This window comes from Microbulbifer maximicatervae (SeqCode) (assembly GCF_056232625.1).
Map to the genome: position 1 here is coordinate 747,323 of NZ_CP174324.1, position 20,918 is coordinate 768,240.

The window sequence follows — 20,918 nt, forward strand, 5'->3', positions numbered from 1 at the left end:
ATGTTTTGAGGGCTTGGTCTAATTTTACCTTGTTGATAGATAGTCTCAGGTGAGTGCTATGTCGTTTACGGGTGAAAAAGAAGAAAAAATCAGTATTGTTAGAAAAGTCCGATCATTGCCCACTTTACAGGAAGTCCAGGTAGAGGAGCCGCAGAAGGATGATGGAAGCTTCTATTTTCAGGTAAATCTTTCCGCTAAAACTTCTGTTGGAGATGGGTTTCTGAAAACAGGGGTTGTTCAGGCTAGTGTGCCAGGTTGTAGTGCGTTTGAATTACGATGTGACGAGGGCAGTATTATAGGTGGTGCGGATAGTGCTCCAGCTCCGCTAGACTATTTGTCAGCAGGAATTGCATTTTGCTTTCTCAGTCATATTTCTATATACATTAATTCAGTCAAGCTCAAGGTTGATAGTGTGCGCCTGGAGCAGCAGATGCGCTTTAAAGCTGAAATTTACAGCTTGCAAAACTCCACGGATGACCAGCCTCATAAGGGGCTTTGCGAGGGTATAGATATCTTTGTGTTTGTGGAATCAGAAGAGCCAAGGCAGTCTATTGAGAGGATGGTGGCCGCCTGTCGGACTGCCTGTATGGGGCTGCAAACGGCAATAAACTCAGTTCCGGCTGAAGTATCCTTGATTTATAACGACCCTTGACCCCCCAGCTGTACACCTATGTTGGTGCCAGCTTTCAGTTGCTCGCATTTTTAGATTGCTAACATGGTGCTCAAATTGCTGAAGAGTTTGCCTATCAAGCTGCCCGATCGCGTACGCCTTGCAAATCTGCCAACGCCACTACAGCCGCTGGACCGTATCACCGAGCGTTATTCCTTGCCTTATGATGGGCCGAGAATCTGGATAAAAAGAGACGATCTTACCGAATCCGCAATGTCCGGAAATAAGCTGCGCAAGCTCGAATTTGTTTCAGCAAAGGCGCGGGCTGTGGGAGCGGAGGTCTTGATAACCTGCGGTGGAATTCAATCCAATCATTGCCGTACCACTGCTTTGGTGGGGGCTCGATTGGGGTTTAAGGTTCAGTTGATTTTACGTGGCGAGCGCACTGCAAATCCCGATGGCAACCTTTTACTGGATGAGTTGGCAGGTGCTGAAATTGCAGTTTACTCACCGGAGGAATACTCCCGGAATTTACAGGGCCTCTTTGACAGCTGGGCTGCTGAGTATCTGTCCAGAGGGCAGAGGTCTTTCTGTATCCCCACTGGTGCCAGCGACGGTTTAGGCATCTGGGGTTATATCTCGGCCTCTCAGGAATTATTGGCAGACTGTGCAGATAGGGGCTTCTCGCCTGATCATATTTTATGCGCTACTGGCAGCGGTGGGACCCAAGCGGGTTTGACCTTGGGATGCCACTTGCTGGAAGCCGGTACGAATGTTACGGGTTTCGCCGTTTGCGACAGTGCAAATTATTTCCAAGTGAAAGTGCGTGAGGATATTTCGCAGTGGATGGCACAGTCTGGTGTATCGCTTGATTTTGAGTCTCTCAAGATTTTGGTTAATGCCGACTATAAAGGTCCCGCTTACGGGGTGGCGGAGCCAGAGGTTTACCAAACTATTAAAGAGTTGGCTTGCCTGGAGGGGATTCTTCTCGATCCTGTCTACACCGGCAAAGCATTTCATGGTCTGCTACAGGAGTTAAAAAAAGGAAATTACCAGGGCTCAGACAACCTGGTTTTTATTCATACCGGAGGGCAATTTGGCCTATTCCCCCACCGAACTCACTTCTTCCCAGTGGCCGAATAATACGACATTACTGTTCTCGTGCCGCGTAAGCTGCTAACCTGCGCAACAAATTACAGTTGTATCTGTATATAAAACAAACAGAAATAAGTCAGAGTAGTGGGGGGTTAGTTTGGATTCCTTTAACAATCTGCTGTTGTTAATAGACGGCATGCTCGGCTCAGCACCTTGGTTCCCCTGGGTGTTACTTGGAGTCGGTTTCTTTTTCACCATTTATCTTGGTTTTCCGCAGCTTCGTTATTTTGGGCATGCGATCAAGATTGTGCGCGGTAAGTACGACAAGCCCGGAGACCCGGGTGATACCTCCCACTTCCAGGCATTGGCTACAGCACTGTCGGGTACCGTAGGTACCGGTAATATCGGTGGCGTTGGCTTGGCTATTTTCCTCGGTGGTCCGGCTGCGCTATTTTGGATGTGGATGACCGCATTCCTGGGTATGACCACAAAGTTTGTGGAAGTGACCCTGTCACACAAATACCGTATTAAAGCAGCGGATGGTTACTACGCGGGTGGCCCCATGTTTTACATGGAGCGTCGTTTGAATATGAAATGGCTTGCGGTGCTCTTTGCAATCGCGACCGTTATCTGTTCATTCGGTACCGGCAGCTTGCCCCAGGTCAACAATATTGCCCAGGCAATGCACGATTCTTTCGGTGTTGAGAAGGCTCTGACGGGTGGCATCCTGGCGATTTTGCTGGGCATGGTGATTATTGGCGGTATTACCCGAATCGCTAAAGTGACCTCCACCATTGTTCCCACTATGGCAGTTATCTACGTAATAGGTGCCTTGGGCGTTATCATCTACAACTACGAAAATATTCTGCCGTCCTTTGGGGCTGTTTTCCGCGATGCCTTCACCGGTAGTGCGGCTGTAGGTGGATTCCTGGGTGCGAGCTTTGCCTATGCCTTTAACCGTGGTGTGAACCGTGGCCTCTTCTCGAACGAAGCGGGTCAGGGCTCTGCACCTATTGCTCACGCCGCCGCTCGCGCAGACGAGCCGGTTTCTGAAGGTATGGTTTCCCTGCTGGAACCCTTTATCGACACCATTATCATTTGTACCTTAACCGGACTTGTGATTCTTTCTTCTGGTGTTTGGACTGAGAAACACGAGAACCTGTTTGAAGGTGCAGATACTTACGTTGTAGCGGGTAGCTACGATGAGAAGAATACCCAGGATGTTGAGCAGCTGTTCAAGTATTTGAGCGGTCAGGAGAGTGATGTTAAGGCCTATAACGGCTCCATTGTTGTGACTGACGGCCACCCGCTGAACAGCCAGGACTTTACCCTCATTCACGCCCGTTCTATTGCTGAAGACCTGGACTTCCGTGTGGGGGATGACAGCTTCAGCGGTGTTCTGGATGTGAAAGATGGTAAGTTTGCCAATGAAGATGTGGATATTTGGGGTAAGTCCCTGGTGCACTCTGTGGCCCTGACCAATCTTGCCTTCCAGCGCGGTTACTTTGGTGAATACGGTGGTCTGATTGTTACTTTGGGAATTCTGCTGTTTGCTTTCTCTACAGCAATTGCCTGGTCATACTACGGCGACCGCTCAATGATTTACCTTTTCGGCCCCAAGGCAGTAATGCCTTACCGAATAGTTTACGTTATTGCATTCTTCTGGGCTGCGATTGAGGACACCACAGTTATTTGGAACCTCTCTGCGGTGGCCATTGTGATAATGACCTTGCCCAACCTGTTTGGTATAACTGTGTTGGCCAAGGAGATGAAAGATACCGTGAAGGACTACTGGAAAGACCCAAGCCATAAATAATTTGTCTGGGTTTGATTAAAAAAGGCGGCCAGTATGGCCGCCTTTTTTGTTTGTGCACCGCCGATCCTTTGATCGGTCTAGAGCTTGCCCACCCAGCAGAGACCTGCTGGGTGGAAATCAGCTCAATTACTCAGTGCTTGCACTCAGGGTAACGCCAGAGTAGGCAGAGTAAGCGCGGATACTGATATACCAGGTTCCAGCATCCGGATTACTGATGGTGCAGCTTTCGTCATTGCCCCACTGGTAGGGACGGCAGTCGTACGCTGTACGGGTAGGCTCTTGGCTGTGGCGAACATAGAGATCTGCATCTCCGCTGCCACCTTCCATTACGGCGCTCAGGGTAGAAGCTCCAGCATCAACCTCAATGGTGAAGTGCTGCCAGCTGTTGCGAGAACCAGAAAGGTTGGTTTCTTCCCAGCTGTCGCTACCGCCACCACCACCGCCACCACCGGTGTAGCTGCCTACCAGGGTGACATCGGAGAAGGAAGAGTAGCCGCGCACCATGACGTAATAAGTTCCGCCCTGTAGATCAGCGTCAGCGATATCACAAGTTTCATTGTTGCCTGAAGTGTACGGACGGCAATCATAAGTACTGGTGGTTGGAGCATTGCCGAAGCGAACATAGAGGTCGGCATCGCCGCTTCCGCCTGACATTGCAAAAGACAGGCCTGTGGCATCTGCGGGTACATCCAGGGTGAAGTGAACTTCATCACCACTGCTGCCCTCGATGTCGGTCTCGGTAACCCCGTTTTCGAGTTCTCCGCCTTCATTACCACCACCGCCACCACCACCGCCGCCACCGCAGCTGCTGGTGGAAACGCCTACCGTGGAGAATGCGGCAACAACGTCATCAGTGTCGTAGCCTAAATCTGATGCTGCAGAGAAAACACCACAGGCACCATCTTCAAAATCAGTATTGGCACTCCAATACATCTGGTTGGCAAGAACAAAGGGGTCGAATGCTGTGCGGGTATTCCAGCCGCTGGTATTCGCCAGTAGGTAGAAGGCCCGGTTAAAGACGCCGGAGCTGTAGTGCACGTCCATGCCGTTGTAGTAATCATCGGCATGACCGATGGAGCTGCCATCGTCAGTTGGATCTTCAAAGTAGCGGAGTGCTCCGCTGGACTTAAAGATTTCGGCCCCTACCAACCAGTCATTGCTGCCGCGCATATAGTACTCGGCAGCTTCACCGGCAATATCAGAGAAGGCTTCATTGATACCGCCGGACTGATTGTAGTAATTCAAGTCCGAATTTTGCTCGGTAAAGCCGTGGCTGACTTCGTGAGCGGAAACATCGAGGCTAACCAGTGGATAGAAGTAGCTCTGGCCATCACCAAATGTCATCTGGCTGCCATCCCAGAAGGCATTCTCGTAGTTGTTGCTGTAGTGCACCCGCATTCTCAGTTTTTGTGTGAGAGGGGATGTGTTGTACCAGTCGCTATAGAGATCAAAGACCACACCGCCAAAGAAGTGTGCGTCATTGAGTGGTGAGTAAGCGCCGTTGATTGACTTATAGTCATTGTCCGGGCAAGTGAACGAGTGGATGCTACCGCCATTCGTGCTGTGGTTCATATCAACGGTTTCTACATTGTCCGTATCCATGGCACAGCTGTCGTCAACAATCATGTGGGGGTAGTCAGTACCGTACTCGTAGCGCCCGGTCTTTGAATTGCCCCCTGGGCCTGTCGCATTTTGTGCAAAGTTCAAGCCGTCCCAATGCTTGAGAACTTCGCCAGTCATTGCATCGATAAAGTAGAAGGGGCGTGTGGGTTCATCGCCGTACTCAACCCAGTTGACCAGGTAAGCCAAGCGGGCATTGTCTTGCTCATCGATATAGACGTAGAGTTTCTTTTTGGGGTTATGTGCTTCCAGCTTCAAAGCCTGAACTGACAAAGCTCCCTGGATAACGCCCTGCTGCGTGCGCCAGTTGATCTGGTGGTCCATTGCCCGCTCAATAGCATTATCTTCATTGATAAATGCTTTGATATTGGGTACTTCCAGTTCCAGCCCAGTGATGACATTGCCGCGAACCTCAGTAATCAGACCCTGCCCGGAGCTGGTTACTGTTTGGCCGTAGACAGGAATGCCTTTGTGAGTCTGTTGGTAGCGGGCTACGGTTTTGCCGTTGACGAGAGTGCGCTCACGAACTTTTTCGAGCGCCATATCCGATCCGCCGGTGGCAGCTAAAGTTTGTGGTGAGAGCATGTCCGCCGTGGCGGGGACGCGCTCAACAGCATGTGCACTAATAGCCAAGGCTAAAGTGCAGCTTAGTCCTACAAAATGCTTCATTGCTAGCTTTCCCTTTTATAGCTTTTTTATATATGAATCCGCCGGTATACAGCCGTATTTCCCTTGTGGGGACCGTATTAAATCTGGTTGGCCAATACAGGCTGGATTTTTATGTGGTAAGACAGCAGAAGATAACCGTCGCCAGGAAGGGACCGCGGTAGCGGCAGTGGCGTTCGCTTTCTCAAACCGGTTGCCCTAATTAATTGGGCAACTTGAGATTACCCTGCATACGCATCTAGGCAACAAAAAGGTGATGGCAAACTAATATATTTGAATTGTTTTCGATATTTTTGCTCGGATCGTCACAAATTAGGAAGTGATGTTCTGCCTGTGAGGTGGAAAAGATGAGTTGTTTTTTCCGAAAAAATAAATTTGGCGATAACAGTTTATTATTTCTGTTAGCTTTTAGTGGAACGGTTATTTATACATTTAATAATAGAAATTCCCTCTCCCATGAACTGATCACACGATTAAACTCCTCATATTCGTTTCTCTTGATTGCGTTCCAGGCTTTTACGAATTTTCTGCCAAACATTTCTGTTGCTTCATCACAATCTGATAGCAGTGTCAGGGCATGTTCCTGGGTGCGGGGAAGTGTAATTGACTCTTTGGAGCAGTCGCCCTGATAAGGTGCGCTCGGTGCGACTTTATTGGTCATTCCTAAATATCCGCAGGCAAGGGAAGCTGCTATGGCAAGATAGGGATTGCAGTCTGCCCCGGGAAAACGATTCTCAAGACGTTTACTTTGTGGCGAGCTGTCGGGAACCCGAAGGCCTGTTGTTCGATTGTCATAACCCCAGTGGAGACTGGTGGGTGCGGCCATTTCAGGTGTGAAGCGGCGATAGGAGTTTACATTTGGAGCAAAAAAACTAATAAAACCGGGAGTGTATTTCTGCATGCCGCCAATAAAGTGCAAGAAATTATTGCTCTCTTTTCCTGTATTATCGACAAAAATATTTTCACCGGTTTTTCTATCCGCCACACTCTGGTGTAAGTGCAGCGCGCTTCCAGGTTCGTCTTCCATCGGTTTTGCCATGAAGGTTGCATAAATGCCGTGGCGCAGAGCTGTTTCGCGCACTGTGCGTTTAAAGGTAAAGACCTGGTCAGCTAAATGAAGTGGATCTCCATGGAGAAAGTTAATTTCCATCTGGGCAGTGCCTGATTCGTGGATCAGTGTGTCGACATCAAGCCCCTGAGCTTCACAAAAATCATACATGTCTTCAATGATGGGCTCGTATTCATTGGCTGCATCAATGCTGTAGGATTGTCGGGTTTTTTCTGTGCGTCCCGATCTTCCCACAGGCGCGGATAGCTTTTCATCCGGATCCAGGTTTCTTTTTACAAGATAAAACTCTACCTCAGGGGCGACAATAGGCTTCCATCCTCTGTCTGCATATTTTTCGAGGACAAATTTTAAAATATTACGGGTGCTGATAGGGTGAGGGTCCCCATCTCGAGAATGGCAGTCATGAATGATTTGTGCTGTCGGATCATTGGCCCAAGGGTTTAGGCGCACTGAGTTGGGGTCAGGGATTAGGAGCATGTCGGTGTCTGCTGGATCAACAAGCTCATTGTGTTCGTCGACATAATCCCCCGTGACAGTTTGCACCAAAATGCTTTCCGGTAAACGGCTGTCTTGAGTTAAGAACTTATCGGTGGGGGTGAACTTTCCTCTGGCGTTACCTGACATGTCGGGAACAAGGCATTCAACTTCTGCAATATTGTGATTTGCCAGCCAGTTTGTAATTTTATCCATTGGATAGCCATTGCTTACTTTTTCTTCCTGAGTGAAATTCTATGATCAGTGCCGGAAAGCGTTGCGCTGAAAATAATTCCTCCTGTGTAAAGGAACTATATACTGCCGATTGGAACAGGGCCGTTTATTTAAATGGCATTGAGGGTATCTGGTAGAAATATGAAGCTGATGAATAGGTTGGATGAGCACACGGAATCCTATTATGCCGCTACAGCTAACGACCTTCAGGAGTATCCATGCCTGGAGGGTAACGTAGAGGCAGATGTCTGCATCATTGGTGGTGGTTATACGGGACTCTCCAGTGCTTTGCACTTGGCAGAGCGCGGCTACCGTGTGGTGCTTCTGGAGGCCAATAGGATTGGTTGGGGCGCATCAGGAAGGAATGGAGGACATGTCGGTGTTGGACAAAGGCGAAGTCAGGGTGATCTGGAAGCCATGTTCGGATTCGACACCGCTAAGCAGCTCTGGGATTTGAGTATCAATGCTGTTCAACTGGTGGAAAGCCTTATAGTCAGGCACCAGATTCAATGTGATTTAAAACGCGGGATTATGCATCTTGCAGCAAAATCCAGTCACGATAAATATCTGCAGGATGAAACTGAAGAACTCAGAGAGAAATATGATTACAGGCAAGTTGAGTATATAGAGAAAGAAGAAGTTCGAGAGCTTGTAAGTAGCAAACGATATCTCGGCGCACAGCTGGATTTTGGTTCGCTACATCTTCATCCTCTCAATTTTGTATTAGGTCTTGCCCGCGCAGCAGTTTCTGCCGGTGCCAGGTTTTTTGAGTGTAGTGGTGTGCAAGGGTATTCGAGCTCTTCTCCCTTTACGGTGAAAACTGCACGAGGAAAGGTGAAGGCCGAAAAGTTGATTTTAGCTTGCAATGGTTACTTGAAAGATCTTGAGCCCCGCTTAGCGGGGCGCATAATGCCAATAAATAATTTTGTGCTGGCAACAGAGCCCTTACCGAAGGGGCTCGCTAGGGAAATCATAGCCAATGACTTCGCACTGCAAGATACTCTATTTGTTATAAATTATTGGAAATTATCTGGCGATAATCGCTTAATTTTTGGGGGAGGGGAAAATTACACCAGGCGTTTCCCTAAAGATATTCGCAGTTTCGTCCGCAAGTATATGTTGAGGGTTTACCCGCAGCTGGAAAATACTGCTGTTGATTTCGGCTGGGGGGGTACGCTGGCCATTACTATGAATCGGATGCCCTGTATAGGACAGTTGCAGTCGGGCCTATATTACAGTCAGGGGTATTCTGGACATGGAGTGCCTACGGCGACTTTTGCCGGCAAGCTTCTGGCTGATGCAATTTATGGGGAGTGTGAGGGTTATAACGTGTTTTCTTCTCTTCCTAAAGTAGAGTTTCCAGGTGGCACTTTATTGAGGTGGCCGGGGTTGGTGTTGGGGATGCTTTACCACAGTTTGTTAGATAGGTTTGGAAGCTAGTCTTTGAATGATGTGATAGAGAATGCCGACACACTAATGTGTCGGCACCGGCCTTAAATATTACTGGCTCTGGGCGGAAAGAGTTACGCCTCTGTACGAAATATAGCCTTGTACACTGATGTGCCAGGTACCTGCAGCTGGATTGCTAAAGCTACAGAATTCATTGTTGCCGTTTACGTAAGGGCGACAATCCCAGTTGTCGGTGGTTGGGGTGGCACCATAACGGACGTACAAATCGGCATCGCCATTGCCGCCGAGCATTTCGACAGTCAAAGATGATGAGCCTGATGGTACATCCAGAGTGAAGTGCTGCCAGCTATTTCGGCGGCCTGATAAGTTGGTTTCTTCCCAGCCTTCTGAGTTTGAGCCACCATCATCGCCACAGTTACTGGTAGATACCCCTACGGTGTCGAACGCTGCGATTACTGTTGCAGTATCGTATCCGAGATCTTCAGTAGCTGACAGGGCTCCGCAAGCCCCTTCAATGTAATCAGTGCTTTGATTCCAATAAGTTTGGTTAGCAAGCACAAAGATATCGAAAGCAGTTTGGGTGTTCCAGCCGCTTGAGTTGGCAATCAGGTAGAAAGCCCGGTTGAATACGCCGGAGCTGTAGTGCACATCCATGCCGCTATAGTAGTCGGAAGCATGGCCAATGGATCTGCCATCTTTGGTGGGGTCATCCATATAGCGAAGAGCGCCATCAGCCTTGTATATATCGGCCCCCACCATCCAGTCGTTAGTGCCCTTCATGTAGAACTCGGCAGCTTCACCGGCCATGTCAGAGAAGGCTTCGTTGATGCCGCCGGATTGGTTGGCGTAGGTCAGGTTGGAGTTTTGCTCAGTAAAGCCATGGCTCACCTCATGAGAGGATACATCCAAGCTGACAAGTGGGTGGAAGGTTGTGAAGCCATCACCAAATGTCATTTGGCTGCCATCCCAGAAGGCGTTCTCGTAGTTGTTGCTGTAGTGAACTCGCATTCTCAATTTTTGTGTGAGGGGCGATGTTCCATACCAGTCACTATACATATTGAAAACGACGTTGCCGAAGAAGTGGGCATCATTCAATGGAGAATAAGCACCATTGATTTCTTTGTAATCATTTTCCGGACAGGTGAAGGAGAAAACGCTACCTCCGCTTGTACCATGATTTAAATCCACGGTTTCTACGTTAGCTGTGTTCATGGAGCAGTTATTGTCAACTTCGAGGGCAGGGAAGTCTGTTCCATATTCATAACGCCCGGTTTTTTCATTGCCACCGGGGCCTGTGGCATCCTGGAAGGCAAGGCCGTCCCATTGTTTGATAACTTCACCAGTAAGTGCGTCTACAAAATAGAACGGTCTGCTCGGCTCATCTCCGTATTCGACCCAGTTAACCAAATAAGCTAATCGCGCCTGGTCGTTTTCATCGACATAGACATAGAGCTCTTTTTTCTGGTTTTGTGCGTTGAAGCGCATGGACGACATTGAGAGAGCTTTTTTACTGTCACCATCCTGAGTGCGCAGATTCAGCTGATGGTTCATGGCTCGATCAATAGCATTATCGGCATCAATCGTTGCGCGGGCGGTAGGTACCTCAAGCTCTAGACCAGAGAGTACGTGGCCTCTCACTTTTTCAGTTAAGCCTTGCCTGGAACTGGTTATGGTTCTCCCCCAAACGGGTATGCCTTTGTGAGTTTGCCGATATCGGGCAACCGTTCTTCCATTGGCAAGCGTGCGCTCACGAACCTTTTCCAGCTTCATATCTGAGCCAGCGATTGAGGCTAGGGATTGATTGGAAAGTAGCTCTGGTGTGACATTAATACGCTCCGCAGCTTGGGCGCTAATAGCGAGTGCGAGTGTGCTAGCGGCTCCTAACAAATATTTCATTAAGTAATTCTCTTTATGATTATAATTTAATGGCCATAGTTAACCGGGAGCATAAATTAAACGCTCAGTAGTTAATGCTGTCTGGTTAAGCGGCCAATTGAATCACACCCCAAGAATATCTCGCGCTATGAGCTGAGAGCTGTATGGAGTTTATGTGCAAAATTTTCTTGGGGGTTGTTTGCCGTTGTCAGGCGAAATAACGATATCCCTTGTTGTTATTCCTGACAATAATTTTTTTGTAGTGGATGTAAACTTGAAAGGTCAAATTGTTTTTTTGATGTGTATGTCACGAATTCAGATATTTGCAACTTTGGTTATTTGAGGGGTTTTAATTGGTTAGTTTATAGCTTTTTTCTGAGTGGCAAACTTTTTTTGAATTGTATTTAAACGGTAAAGCTTTCTGTGGTTTTGTTATTTTTGTTTGTTTCTGGTGCGAAATTCTTCAATTTAATTCAATTTGCATGAGGAGGGTGCTATATGTTTGTTAAGTTTGAAGGAGTGTATTAATCTGGGTTCTTTAAGGGGTTGTCAAACTAAAGGATTAAAGTATTAACCCTTTCTGAGTTTAATGGGGGTGGATATTAACTCTACCAAAACTTTACTGTAGTAAAATGCACGCGGTAGTTTGGGGCGGTTTCAATTTCGAGTTTTGAAATGTTTTGCTCCATCGTCTTAATCCCGCAGTCAAGGCAACTTTGACTCCCTGGACACTTGTGCAGCGCTCTGGAGGTAACATCGGGAAGGGTTGGCATTCTTATCTGTACATATCGCTCAATTTGTGGGATATAAGTTTGAGATTTGTCGTAGACTCTCACTGCCCTCAGTGACGCTGCGGTGTCGGTGGATTAACGATGTAGAGGCTTTCTAATGGCTGTGCGTCCAGATAAGTTAGTAATCGCTATTTCCTCTCGCGCTCTGTTTAACCTTAGCGATAGCCACAAGGTTTTTGAGGAGCAGGGATTGCACGCCTTTTCTCATTATCAAGTTGAGCGTGAGAACGATGTTCTGGAAAAAGGGGACGCATTCCCCCTGGTTGAGAAGTTTCTAAAGATCAATGAGCTTCTTGGCGGGGAGCCACGGGTGGAGGTGATCCTGCTATCAAGGAATAGTGCCGATACCGGATTAAGGGTATTTAACTCGATAGAGCACTATGGACTCAATATTACTCGTGCGGCCTTTTGCAATGGTGGAAGCCCTTACCGTTATATTGGCCCATTTGGATGCAACCTGTTTTTGTCTGCTGATGGTGTAGATGTCCGCCAAGCGTTGGAGCAGGGGGTTGCTGCGGCAACCTTGGTTGCCGGAGGAAATCGCGAATATCGTGATGATGTGTTGCGATTTGCCTTTGACGGCGATGCGGTAATCTTCTCTGATGAGGCTGAGCGAGTCTACAAAACGGAAGGCCTGGCTGCTTTTACTGAGGCGGAGCGTGCCTCAGCACAGAAGCCACTGGGGGGAGGTCCCTTTAAGGGGTTCCTTGAAGCTTTGCAGAGATTGCAGGCTGAATTTGAGATGGATACCTGCCCGATACGAACGGCTTTGGTAACGGCACGTTCCGCTCCGGCCCATGAGCGGGTCATCAGGACATTGCGCGCCTGGGATATTAGAGTGGATGAGTCAGTTTTTCTCGGCGGGCTTCCTAAAGGTGAGTTCCTGCGGGCTTTTGGCGCCGATGTCTTTTTTGATGATCAGCCTAGTCACTGTGTTTCTGCAGGTGAGCATGTGGCTACGGGTCATGTTCCTCATGGAATCGCAAATGCAGAGGTATAAAAAGTTCAAAAGTGATAAAGGTGTACGTTATCACTCAGTGCTCTCTATGCCGATAATGTTCGAACTTTTCCCGGTCCTCATCCGAGAGGCTTAGCTCTAGTTATTAGAAAATAAAGCCGACAGAAAGTCCGGGATCCCCCAAAGTTGATTGACACTTTCGTCTCTACCACGGATATTCAACCGTCCATTGGCCCTGGCTTTGATTCACTGCTATTCTTTTCTCGTATAACTCAAGATAGTTTTTATAACTATCGATCAAAAAATGGTATTACTCGCTCTCGGCCATGAGCGAACTTAATGAAAGGGAGGATCTATGAAGCTGCAGCAGTTGAGATATATCTGGGAAGTGGCACATCACGACCTCAATGTTTCTGCTACAGCGCAGAGCCTCTATACCTCCCAGCCGGGAATCAGTAAGCAAATCCGACTTTTGGAGGATGAGCTTGGCGTAGAAATCTTCGCGCGCAGCGGCAAGCATCTCACAAGGGTGACCCCGGCAGGGGAGGCAATCTTAAAGACTGCCGGCGAAATTATGCGCAAAGTGGAGAATATCAAACAGGTTGCGCAAGAGTTCAGCAATGATAAAAAAGGTAGTCTCGCTGTAGCCACCACTCACACCCAGGCGCGCTATGCCTTGCCCCCGATTATTAAGTTGTTTATAGGCCGTTATCCGGAGGTTTCCCTGCATATGCACCAGGGAACCCCTATGCAAATTTCTGAGATGGCGGCAGATGGCACTGCAGACTTTGCTATAGCTACCGAAGCTCTAGAGCTTTTCAGCGACTTGGTGATGATGCCTGTCTACCGCTGGAACCGCTGCATTCTGGTACCGAAAGATCACCCGCTTTGCCAAGTGAGCAAGCTATCCCTTGAGGACGTGGCGAAGTACCCGATAGTTACTTATGTATTTGGGTTTACCGGCCGCTCCAAGTTAGATGAAGCTTTCTTGGAGAAAGGGTTGTCACCTAAGGTAGTCTTTACCGCCGCCGATGCTGATGTAATCAAAACTTACGTGCGTCTGGGATTGGGAATTGGCATTGTGGCTGATATGGCCGTTGATGGTGAAGATGAGGACCTTGTGGCTCTCGATGCCAGTGATCTATTTGAATCGAGTGTTACGAAAATTGGCTTCCGTAAGGGGATTTTCCTGCGGGGCTTTATGTATGAGTTTATCCAGCAATTTGCCCCCCATCTCAGCCGTGAGCTGATTGACCAAGCGGCACAGGCGACATCCCGTTCTGAGGTCGATGCGCTGTTCGCCGATATGGAGTTGCCGGTTTACTAGAGGTGCTGCTGAATAAAGGTGCCGAAATAAAGGTAAGGGATGGAGGCTATGAAGCCTCCATCTCGATCAGGGGGCGCAGCACTTCTTTGGCGAACTTGAAGTAAACAGTGAAAATCTCTGCTTCCTTACCTTCGCGCTCTACGACAAAGAAGGGCGCTCGCTCTACCTTGTACTGCTGAGCCAGCTGTAAACCTGGGCTTTGCGGGTCACGCACGTCGGCGATAAGTGTCTGGTCGATAAATTGCATTTGGCCATTTTCTTCCAGCTTTTCTTCAACGTCGCGACACTTGGCGCAGGGCGAGCCGTCGGCGAGAATTTTCTTGACCAGTGTGATCTTCACGATAATTTCCTTGATCCAGTGCAATGCCATTAAAGGCAAGATGGACTGAATCTATCAGAACCCCTAATAACTTTGAAATATCAATCGCCGATACCTTTATAACTGAAATTTGTAGTGATGCTACAAAAGGCGCCAAAATAGGCTATTTTTTGGTCGTTTTTCGGCGATTTGATGCCTACTGCAAAAATTGTTCAGTTGTTTCCAGTAGTAAGCGCACCTTGTCCAAGCACTCCTGGTGCTCTGAAGTGGGATCGGAATCTGCAACGATCCCACCACCTGCCGCGCAGGTTAGGTGTCCATCGTTGGCACTGAAGGTCCGGATGGCGATATTGGTGTCAGCGCGGCCGCAGCTGCTGATGTAGCCAATACTGCCGCAATAAATCCCCCGAGGACTGGATTCCAGCTCCCGAATTACTTCCATAGAGCGTCGCTTTGGAGCACCTGTGATAGACCCTCCAGGGAAACAAGCTTCGAGTAATTCGCTGTAGACCGACTCTTCGGCTAGCTCGCCAGTTACTACGCTGACCAAGTGGTGGACATTGGCAAAGCTTGCCAATTGGAATAGCTCGGGAACACGTACAGTGCCACTGCGACACAGCTTACTCAAATCATTGCGCAGTAAATCGACGATCATCAGGTTTTCCGCCCGGTCCTTGGGGCTTCTCTGCAACGAGAAGGCGGCGCGCTGATCTGCCATCTTGTCAGCGTGTCTTGCAGCAGTGCCTTTAATCGGTTCCGTGCGCAAACTGGCGCCATCAGCTCGGATAAATCGCTCCGGCGACATACTGAGCAGACTGCCATGGGGCAGGGCCATATAAGCAGAAAAGGGACCGGCAGCTTGAGAGCGCAATGCCAGGTAAGCTGTTAACAGATCGCCGCTGTAGGGGGCCCTGAAACGCTGGGTAAAGTTTGCCTGATAGATATCGCCGGCGGCGATATATTCCAATATCTGCTCAATTTGTGCCCGATAATCATCTGCACTCAGTTCGTGCTCAAATGGTGAAAGCAGCCGGAAGTCCCCGGGTGTAAGCGTGGTCTCCCAGTTGATAGCTTTAAATCGCTGTATCAATTCGCGAACTTGCTGGGGTGGGCAGGCGGGGTGGAAAACCAGGTGATTGCTGCCCAGTTGGTGGTCGGCAATAAAGGCCCATGTGTAGAGCCCAAAAAAGCCTGCGGGCAAGTCCGTAGGGCGCATATCTGCCGGCAGATAATTGCCCTCTACACCGAGTTCATAACCAGCGTAACCAATAACCCCGCCGCAAAAAGGCAGTTGTGAGTCCCTGTCCTGAGGGCAGAGTTCGCACACGAGGTCATCCAGCCGGGCAAATGGCTCGGGCGTGTCGGCACTTAACTCGAGGGTATTTATTGGGTCGGCACTAATGATGTCATAGCGCCCACCCTCCGCGAGAGGTCGACCGCTGTCGAGCCAAACGGGGATAGGTAAATCCGCTATCGCCGCAAATGCGGCGGGCGTGTTTAATGAGTAGGGCAGAGAGACAATTTGCATATCAAGCTACAGCAGTCCGGAAGACGGCGCACACTACACATTTTGCGGCGGCAATTAAAGGGTGTGTGGCTCTTTAGTCAATCCTGCGCTCAATACCGGCCTGAGACATCAGGCGGGTGGCGAGTTCCTCCACCGAAAGTTGGGTTGCATTGAGGAAAGGCACCTGGGCCCGCCTCAGCATTTGCTCAACTTGGCGCACCTCGAATTCACATTGTTCCTTAGAAGCGTAGCGGCTGTTGGCGCGCCTTTCCTGTCTAATTTGCATCAGACGCTCGGGCTCGATTGTCAGGCCAAACAGCTTGTTGCGAAACGGGCGCAGGATCTTGGGCAGGGTGGTGGAGTCCATATCCTCTTCGGTGATGGGGTAGTTTGCCGCGCGCAGGCCAAACTGAAGTGCCAGGTACAAGCAGGTAGGCGTTTTGCCGGAGCGGGAAACGCCCAACAGGATTACATCGGCTTGCTGGAATTCGCTGACTCTGCGGCCATCGTCATTGTCCATGGCGAAGTGCACTGCTTCAATCCGGTCGGTGTAGCGGCGGTTGTCGTCAATGCCGTGAGAGACGTTGACCATCTGCGCTGGATCCCGGTTAAACAGATTGGCCAGTGGCGTGAGGTAGTTCTCGAAGATATCGAGCATCAACGCAGAGCTTTGGTGTAGCTGTTCCCGGATCTTGTCAGAAACAATGCTGGTAATAATGATCGGCTGTAAACCGGATTCATCGGCTGCTTTTTCTATGCGTTGCAGGGCCTGTTTAACTTTTTCGGTGGAGTCGATATAGGGAAGCGTGACCTGCTCAACTTGTTGATCGCGGAACTGTGCGAGTAGGCTGTGGCCAATCGCTTCGACGGTGAGACCGGTTCCGTCGGAGATAAAAAAAGCCGTGCGCTTGTCTTTTGCCATGTTTGTTCTCAGTTTGTCGGCGTGAGGGGGCTATTGTAGGGGAGGAATGGGGCAAAGGTCTTTTATTCTGGCGTTTTGCAATTTTTGTAGAAAATTTACAACATTTTGGCCAATTTTTACGGGCTATTTTTTACAAAACTCATCCTTATAATCTGCCGCCACTCAACCTGAATTTTAGAGGGCCTTCACTTGACGAACTTCACGATCGACTTCGCAAAACTGGGCATGGCCGATGTCGACAAAGTCGGCGGCAAGAACGCATCACTGGGCGAGATGATCTCCTCTCTCGCCGGTGCCGGCGTGAGCGTACCCGGTGGATTCGCTACCACCGCAGAAGCCTTTAGGGCTTTCCTGGCTCACGAACAGCTGGAGCAGCGTATAGCCGAGCGTTTGCAAGGATTGGATGTTGGTAATGTCACCGAGCTGGCCCAGGCGGGAGATGAAATCCGCAACTGGATTTTACAGACTCCGTTCCCCGAGCAGCTGGAAAAAGAGATTCGCGAGGGCTATGAGGCCCTGGGTGGTGCGGAAACTGCTGTTGCAGTTCGCTCCTCTGCAACCGCCGAAGACTTGCCGGATGCGTCCTTCGCCGGTCAGCAGGAGACCTTCCTTAATATCCGCGGTATCGACGCTGTATTGAAGGCAGTAAAAGAAGTTTTTGCTTCCCTCTACAACGACCGTGCTATCGCCTACCGCGTGCATACCGGTTATGCGGATGTGGGCGTTGCTCTGTCTGCCGGTATCCAGCACATGGTGCGCAGTGAGACTGGCGCAGCGGGTGTGATGTTTACCCTGGACACCGAGAGTGGCTTCCGCGATGTGATCTTTATCACCGCCGCCTTTGGTTTGGGCGAAACCGTTGTTCAAGGTGCGGTTAACCCGGACGAATTTTACCTCTACAAGCCAGCCCTGGATGCGGGCCGCCCTGCGATTCTGCGCCGCAACCGCGGTAGTAAAGCGATCAAGATGGTTTACGACGAGAGCGGTGAATGTGGTCGTTCCGTGAAAACTATCCCGGTGGCAGACGAAGACCGCCAGCGCTTTGCCCTCAACGATGCAGAGCTGACAGACCTGGCAATCCAGGCCCGTAAAATTGAAGAGCACTACGGTCGCCCGATGGATATCGAGTGGGCCAAAGACGGCGACAGCGGTAAGTTGTTTATCGTACAGGCGCGTCCGGAAACTGTACGCTCCCGCGATCAGGGAACCAGCATTGAGCGCTACAGCTTGCAGGAGCGCAGTGACGTACTGTGTGAAGGCCGCGCAATCGGCCAGCGCATTGGCGCGGGCCCCGTTCGCAAGCTTGAATCCGTAGAAGATATGGCGCTGATGCAGGATGGTGAAGTCCTGGTTACCGACATGACCGACCCGGATTGGGAGCCGGTCCTGAAGAAAGCGAGTGCTATTGTTACCAATCGCGGCGGCCGTACTTGTCACGCGGCAATTATCGCTCGTGAGCTGGGCATCCCCGCAGTTGTAGGTTGTGGTAATGCAACCGAGCTGCTCGAAACCGGCACCCCGGTGACTGTTTCCTGTGCGGAAGGCGATACCGGTTTTGTAATGGCTGGTGAATTGGAATTCCAGCGCGAGGAAACTGAAGTTGCGGAAATGCCGGAGCTGCCGTTCAAAATTATGTTGAACGTGGGCAACCCGGATCGAGCATTCGCTTTCAGCCATCTGCCGAACCAGGGCGTTGGCCTTGCACGCCTCGAGTTTATCCTCAACCGCATGATCGGTATTCACCCGAAAGCACTGCTCGAACTGGATAACCTGCCGGAAGATCTGCAGCAGAATATTCGCGAGCGTATCGGTGGGTACGATTCTCCAGAAGACTTTATTGTCGAAAAGTTGGTGGAAGGCATCGCTACCTTGGCTGCAGCCTTCGCACCGAATCGCGTCATCGTACGCTTGTCCGACTTTAAATCTAATGAGTATGCGCACCTTGTGGGTGGCCAGTTGTACGAGCCAAGCGAAGAAAACCCAATGCTTGGCTTCCGTGGTGCAGCTCGCTATCGCTCTGAAGATTTCCGCCAGTGCTTTGCCCTGGAGTGCCGTGCACTGAAGAAAGTCCGCGATGAAATGGGACTGACCAATGTGGAAATCATGGTGCCCTTCGTCCGCACCCCGGAAGAAGCTGAGGAAGTAGTCGGTCTGCTGGCTGAAAACGGCCTGCGCCGTGGAGAAGGTGGCCTTAAGGTCATTATGATGTGCGAACTGCCGTCCAACGCTTTGCTGGCGGAAGACTTCCTGCAGCACTTTGATGGTTTCTCCATCGGTTCCAATGACTTGACCCAGCTAACGCTTGGTCTGGACCGCGACTCCGGCCTGGTTGCCGATTTGTTTGATGAGCGCAACCCAGCGGTCAAGGCACTGCTTTCCAGGGCAATCCAAGCCTGTAAGAAAGCGGGTAAATATGTAGGTATTTGTGGTCAGGGTCCTTCTGACCATAAAGACTTCGCCCGCTGGTTGATGGATGAGGGGATCGACAGTGTGTCCCTGAATCCGGATACCGCAGTAGATACCTGGCTATTCCTGGCCAACGAGGAAGGTTAATTTTCCTCTTTAAGCGGCCCAATTGTGGGCCGCTTTCCCAATTTTTCCCCCGCTATATTTAATTGTAATTTTTCTGCTGAAGCGATGTTTGCCTTGGTGGAAAATGAGTCCGTTGTTGCGGTTAAACCCGGAAACATCTGATTTTGTTCTGCTAATTGTGTTTGAAAAATTTAAACGACACATTATCCAAAAAATACAAACCTCTATCAGCTGATCCACACAGAAGAATTCATTCTAAATCTTTCCGCTCGCCTCAATAGAATCGGAAGAGTCTTAAGGTTGCGTGTAAATCGAAAAACAGATTGCGCAATGTGCTCCGTAAAAATGTTCGCCGTGGGCCCTGGCCCCACTGGCGCGCACCTGAAAATTACCGACAGACTGTTTATCTGTTGGATTCAGGGCAGGGTACCCAGACTCGGTGAGGTGAGCTATGCAAACGAGTAGACAGTTTCAAATCCCCATACTTCATGTCTTTTTGATGATGTGCCTTATGGCTTTAATGGCAGCGCCACCGGCAGATGCAAAGCCACGCGCATCTAATTGGTTTGATGATCGCGCCGCAGCCAGGGGTGGTAGTCCATCAATTAGAATTGATTTAAGTGAGCAGCGCGCATATCTGTATAAAGGTGGGAAATTAGTTGGTGTCTCCCGTATTTCTTCGGGGAAGCGCGGTTACAGCACACGCCCCGGACATTTTCGTGTGTTGTCCAAACACCCTTATCACCGCTCGTCTATTTATGGCAGTTTTGTTGATAGACGCACTGGCAGAGTCGTGAGATCGAATGTAAATACTCGAAAGCATCGTCGCCCTGCGGGTACTGTGTATCGCGGTGCAAAAATGAATAATTACATTCGTTTTAATGGCGGTATCGGTTTACATGCTTCTGGCCATGTGCCCGGCTATCCCGCTTCTCATGGTTGTGTACGTATGCCCCCACATATGGCGAGAAAGTTCTATCAGCATGTGCGTGTAGGCACGCCGGTTCGTGTAACACACTAGTTTTAATTTCGTGGCAGCGAAGGCTTGGCCGGGTATTATCCATCGTGGTGATACCCGGTATTTATTTGCCTCTTAGCTCTTCTACTTTTTTCCCGCTATTATCCTTCTCTTCCATAGATTGCTGCGAGAATATTGATGCTCAAGTCAACCCCCGATTTATGTGATGCCTACCCTGATGAGGTGCGAGTAGTTGATCCTATGTTTATCAATTACGGTGGCCGAGATCGTTTTGGTGGGCAGATTGTCACTATCAAATGTTTTGAAGATAACTCCCTGGTGCGAGAACTGGTGGCTGAACCGGGGCAGGGCAAGGTTTTGGTAGTAGATGCCGGTGGATCTATGCGGCGGGCTTGTCTTGGCGATATGCTGGCAGAAAAGGCGGTTGCCAACGGTTGGGAAGGTATCCTGATGTATGGCTGCATTCGCGATGTAGATGAAATCGCGGAACTGGACCTGGGAGTGCAGGCACTTGGTAGCCACCCAATGAAAACAGAAAAAAAGGGAATTGGTGAAAGAGGCCTGGCGGTGAGCTTTGCCGGTGTGGATTTCCGCCCGGGGGAATACCTCTACGCGGATAACAACGGTGTAATTGTGGCGGGTAAGGCACTTACCTAAAAACGCCAGTAAGTCCATTAGGTCTGGAAACTGGCAGCCCAAAAGCGCTGCCAGTTG

The 20,918-nt window shown here is 49.8% G+C and carries 15 protein-coding genes; 9 read left to right on the forward strand and 6 right to left on the reverse strand.

Annotated elements, in window-relative coordinates:
* The first annotated feature begins 58 nt into the window (after positions 1 to 58).
* The 3 genes from ACJJI6_RS03325 to ACJJI6_RS03335 all read left to right on the forward strand — a co-directional run bounded on the left by ACJJI6_RS03325 (position 59) and on the right by ACJJI6_RS03335 (position 3,521).
* Positions 59 to 652, forward strand: coding sequence for an OsmC-related (seleno)protein (locus ACJJI6_RS03325; protein WP_475712492.1), 594 nt, complete (start codon positions 59 to 61; stop codon positions 650 to 652).
* Positions 653 to 715: 63 nt separating this feature from the next.
* Positions 716 to 1,753: a D-cysteine desulfhydrase family protein gene (locus tag ACJJI6_RS03330; protein ID WP_475712493.1), complete on the forward strand. Its 1,038-nt coding sequence runs from the start codon at positions 716 to 718 to the stop codon at positions 1,751 to 1,753.
* 109 nt (positions 1,754 to 1,862) lie between these two features.
* Complete coding sequence (locus ACJJI6_RS03335; RefSeq protein ID WP_413662275.1) at positions 1,863 to 3,521, forward strand: alanine/glycine:cation symporter family protein; 1,659 nt, start codon at positions 1,863 to 1,865, stop codon at positions 3,519 to 3,521.
* Positions 3,522 to 3,647: 126 nt separating this feature from the next.
* Here ACJJI6_RS03335 and ACJJI6_RS03340 read toward each other — a convergent pair whose 3' ends face one another.
* Both ACJJI6_RS03340 and ACJJI6_RS03345 read right to left on the reverse strand, forming a co-directional pair.
* The gene (locus ACJJI6_RS03340) at positions 3,648 to 5,810 is read right to left on the reverse strand and encodes a M4 family metallopeptidase (RefSeq protein ID WP_444896982.1); all 2,163 of its coding nucleotides are present in this window, start codon (positions 5,808 to 5,810) and stop codon (positions 3,648 to 3,650) included.
* A gap of 421 nt (positions 5,811 to 6,231) precedes the next feature.
* Positions 6,232 to 7,566 carry a glutamine synthetase family protein gene (locus tag ACJJI6_RS03345; RefSeq protein ID WP_413662273.1) on the reverse strand — a complete coding sequence of 445 codons (1,335 nt, stop codon included), beginning with the start codon at positions 7,564 to 7,566 and terminating at the stop codon, positions 6,232 to 6,234.
* Between the two features lie 168 nt (positions 7,567 to 7,734).
* Between ACJJI6_RS03345 and ACJJI6_RS03350 the strand changes: the two genes are divergently transcribed.
* Positions 7,735 to 9,024, forward strand: coding sequence for an NAD(P)/FAD-dependent oxidoreductase (locus ACJJI6_RS03350; protein ID WP_475713435.1), 1,290 nt, complete (start codon positions 7,735 to 7,737; stop codon positions 9,022 to 9,024).
* 60 nt (positions 9,025 to 9,084) lie between these two features.
* On the opposite strand, the gene ACJJI6_RS03355 is transcribed toward ACJJI6_RS03350, so the two are convergent.
* On the reverse strand, positions 9,085 to 10,890 hold the full coding sequence (locus ACJJI6_RS03355) for a M4 family metallopeptidase (RefSeq protein ID WP_444957910.1): 1,806 nt from the start codon (positions 10,888 to 10,890) through the stop codon (positions 9,085 to 9,087).
* Between the two features lie 867 nt (positions 10,891 to 11,757).
* On the opposite strand from ACJJI6_RS03355, the gene ACJJI6_RS03360 reads away from it, so the two are divergent.
* Both ACJJI6_RS03360 and cysB read left to right on the forward strand, forming a co-directional pair.
* Positions 11,758 to 12,660 (forward strand): 5'-nucleotidase, encoded by a 903-nt coding sequence (locus ACJJI6_RS03360; protein ID WP_413662270.1) that lies wholly within the window; start codon positions 11,758 to 11,760, stop codon positions 12,658 to 12,660.
* 313 nt (positions 12,661 to 12,973) lie between these two features.
* On the forward strand, positions 12,974 to 13,945 hold the full coding sequence (cysB, locus tag ACJJI6_RS03365) for an HTH-type transcriptional regulator CysB (RefSeq protein ID WP_282932493.1): 972 nt from the start codon (positions 12,974 to 12,976) through the stop codon (positions 13,943 to 13,945).
* 46 nt (positions 13,946 to 13,991) lie between these two features.
* Here cysB and ACJJI6_RS03370 read toward each other — a convergent pair whose 3' ends face one another.
* The 3 genes from ACJJI6_RS03370 to ppsR form a co-directional block, all read right to left on the reverse strand.
* Positions 13,992 to 14,285 carry a hypothetical protein gene (locus tag ACJJI6_RS03370; RefSeq protein ID WP_444896984.1) on the reverse strand — a complete coding sequence of 98 codons (294 nt, stop codon included), beginning with the start codon at positions 14,283 to 14,285 and terminating at the stop codon, positions 13,992 to 13,994.
* A gap of 175 nt (positions 14,286 to 14,460) precedes the next feature.
* On the reverse strand, positions 14,461 to 15,792 hold the full coding sequence (pabB, locus tag ACJJI6_RS03375) for an aminodeoxychorismate synthase component I (protein WP_475712494.1): 1,332 nt from the start codon (positions 15,790 to 15,792) through the stop codon (positions 14,461 to 14,463).
* Between the two features lie 73 nt (positions 15,793 to 15,865).
* On the reverse strand, positions 15,866 to 16,693 hold the full coding sequence (gene ppsR, locus ACJJI6_RS03380) for a phosphoenolpyruvate synthetase regulatory kinase/phosphorylase PpsR (protein ID WP_444896986.1): 828 nt from the start codon (positions 16,691 to 16,693) through the stop codon (positions 15,866 to 15,868).
* Between the two features lie 189 nt (positions 16,694 to 16,882).
* Between ppsR and ppsA the strand changes: the two genes are divergently transcribed.
* The 3 genes from ppsA (at position 16,883) to rraA (ending at position 20,861) form a co-directional block, all read left to right on the forward strand.
* Positions 16,883 to 19,246: a phosphoenolpyruvate synthase gene (gene ppsA, locus ACJJI6_RS03385; protein WP_282932498.1), complete on the forward strand. Its 2,364-nt coding sequence runs from the start codon at positions 16,883 to 16,885 to the stop codon at positions 19,244 to 19,246.
* Positions 19,247 to 19,676: 430 nt separating this feature from the next.
* A complete protein-coding gene (locus tag ACJJI6_RS03390) occupies positions 19,677 to 20,246 on the forward strand; it encodes a L,D-transpeptidase family protein (RefSeq protein WP_444928099.1) in 570 nt (189 codons plus the stop codon).
* A 135-nt stretch (positions 20,247 to 20,381) separates the two neighbouring features.
* On the forward strand, positions 20,382 to 20,861 hold the full coding sequence (gene rraA, locus ACJJI6_RS03395) for a ribonuclease E activity regulator RraA (RefSeq protein ID WP_413662263.1): 480 nt from the start codon (positions 20,382 to 20,384) through the stop codon (positions 20,859 to 20,861).
* The last annotated feature ends 57 nt before the right edge of the window (positions 20,862 to 20,918 follow it).

Coding starts and splice junctions, on each gene's coding strand:
- ppsR (WP_444896986.1), bottom strand. CDS start 16,693: ATGGCAAAAGACAAGCGCACGGCTTTTTTTATCTCCGACGGAACCGGT.
- ACJJI6_RS03340 (WP_444896982.1), bottom strand. CDS start 5,810: ATGAAGCATTTTGTAGGACTAAGCTGCACTTTAGCCTTGGCTATTAGT.
- rraA (WP_413662263.1), top strand. CDS start 20,382: ATGCTCAAGTCAACCCCCGATTTATGTGATGCCTACCCTGATGAGGTG.
- ACJJI6_RS03350 (WP_475713435.1), top strand. CDS start 7,735: ATGAATAGGTTGGATGAGCACACGGAATCCTATTATGCCGCTACAGCT.
- cysB (WP_282932493.1), top strand. CDS start 12,974: ATGAAGCTGCAGCAGTTGAGATATATCTGGGAAGTGGCACATCACGAC.
- ACJJI6_RS03390 (WP_444928099.1), top strand. CDS start 19,677: ATGCAAACGAGTAGACAGTTTCAAATCCCCATACTTCATGTCTTTTTG.
- ACJJI6_RS03345 (WP_413662273.1), bottom strand. CDS start 7,566: ATGGATAAAATTACAAACTGGCTGGCAAATCACAATATTGCAGAAGTT.
- ACJJI6_RS03330 (WP_475712493.1), top strand. CDS start 716: ATGGTGCTCAAATTGCTGAAGAGTTTGCCTATCAAGCTGCCCGATCGC.
- ACJJI6_RS03325 (WP_475712492.1), top strand. CDS start 59: ATGTCGTTTACGGGTGAAAAAGAAGAAAAAATCAGTATTGTTAGAAAA.
- pabB (WP_475712494.1), bottom strand. CDS start 15,792: ATGCAAATTGTCTCTCTGCCCTACTCATTAAACACGCCCGCCGCATTT.
- ACJJI6_RS03360 (WP_413662270.1), top strand. CDS start 11,758: ATGGCTGTGCGTCCAGATAAGTTAGTAATCGCTATTTCCTCTCGCGCT.
- ACJJI6_RS03355 (WP_444957910.1), bottom strand. CDS start 10,890: ATGAAATATTTGTTAGGAGCCGCTAGCACACTCGCACTCGCTATTAGC.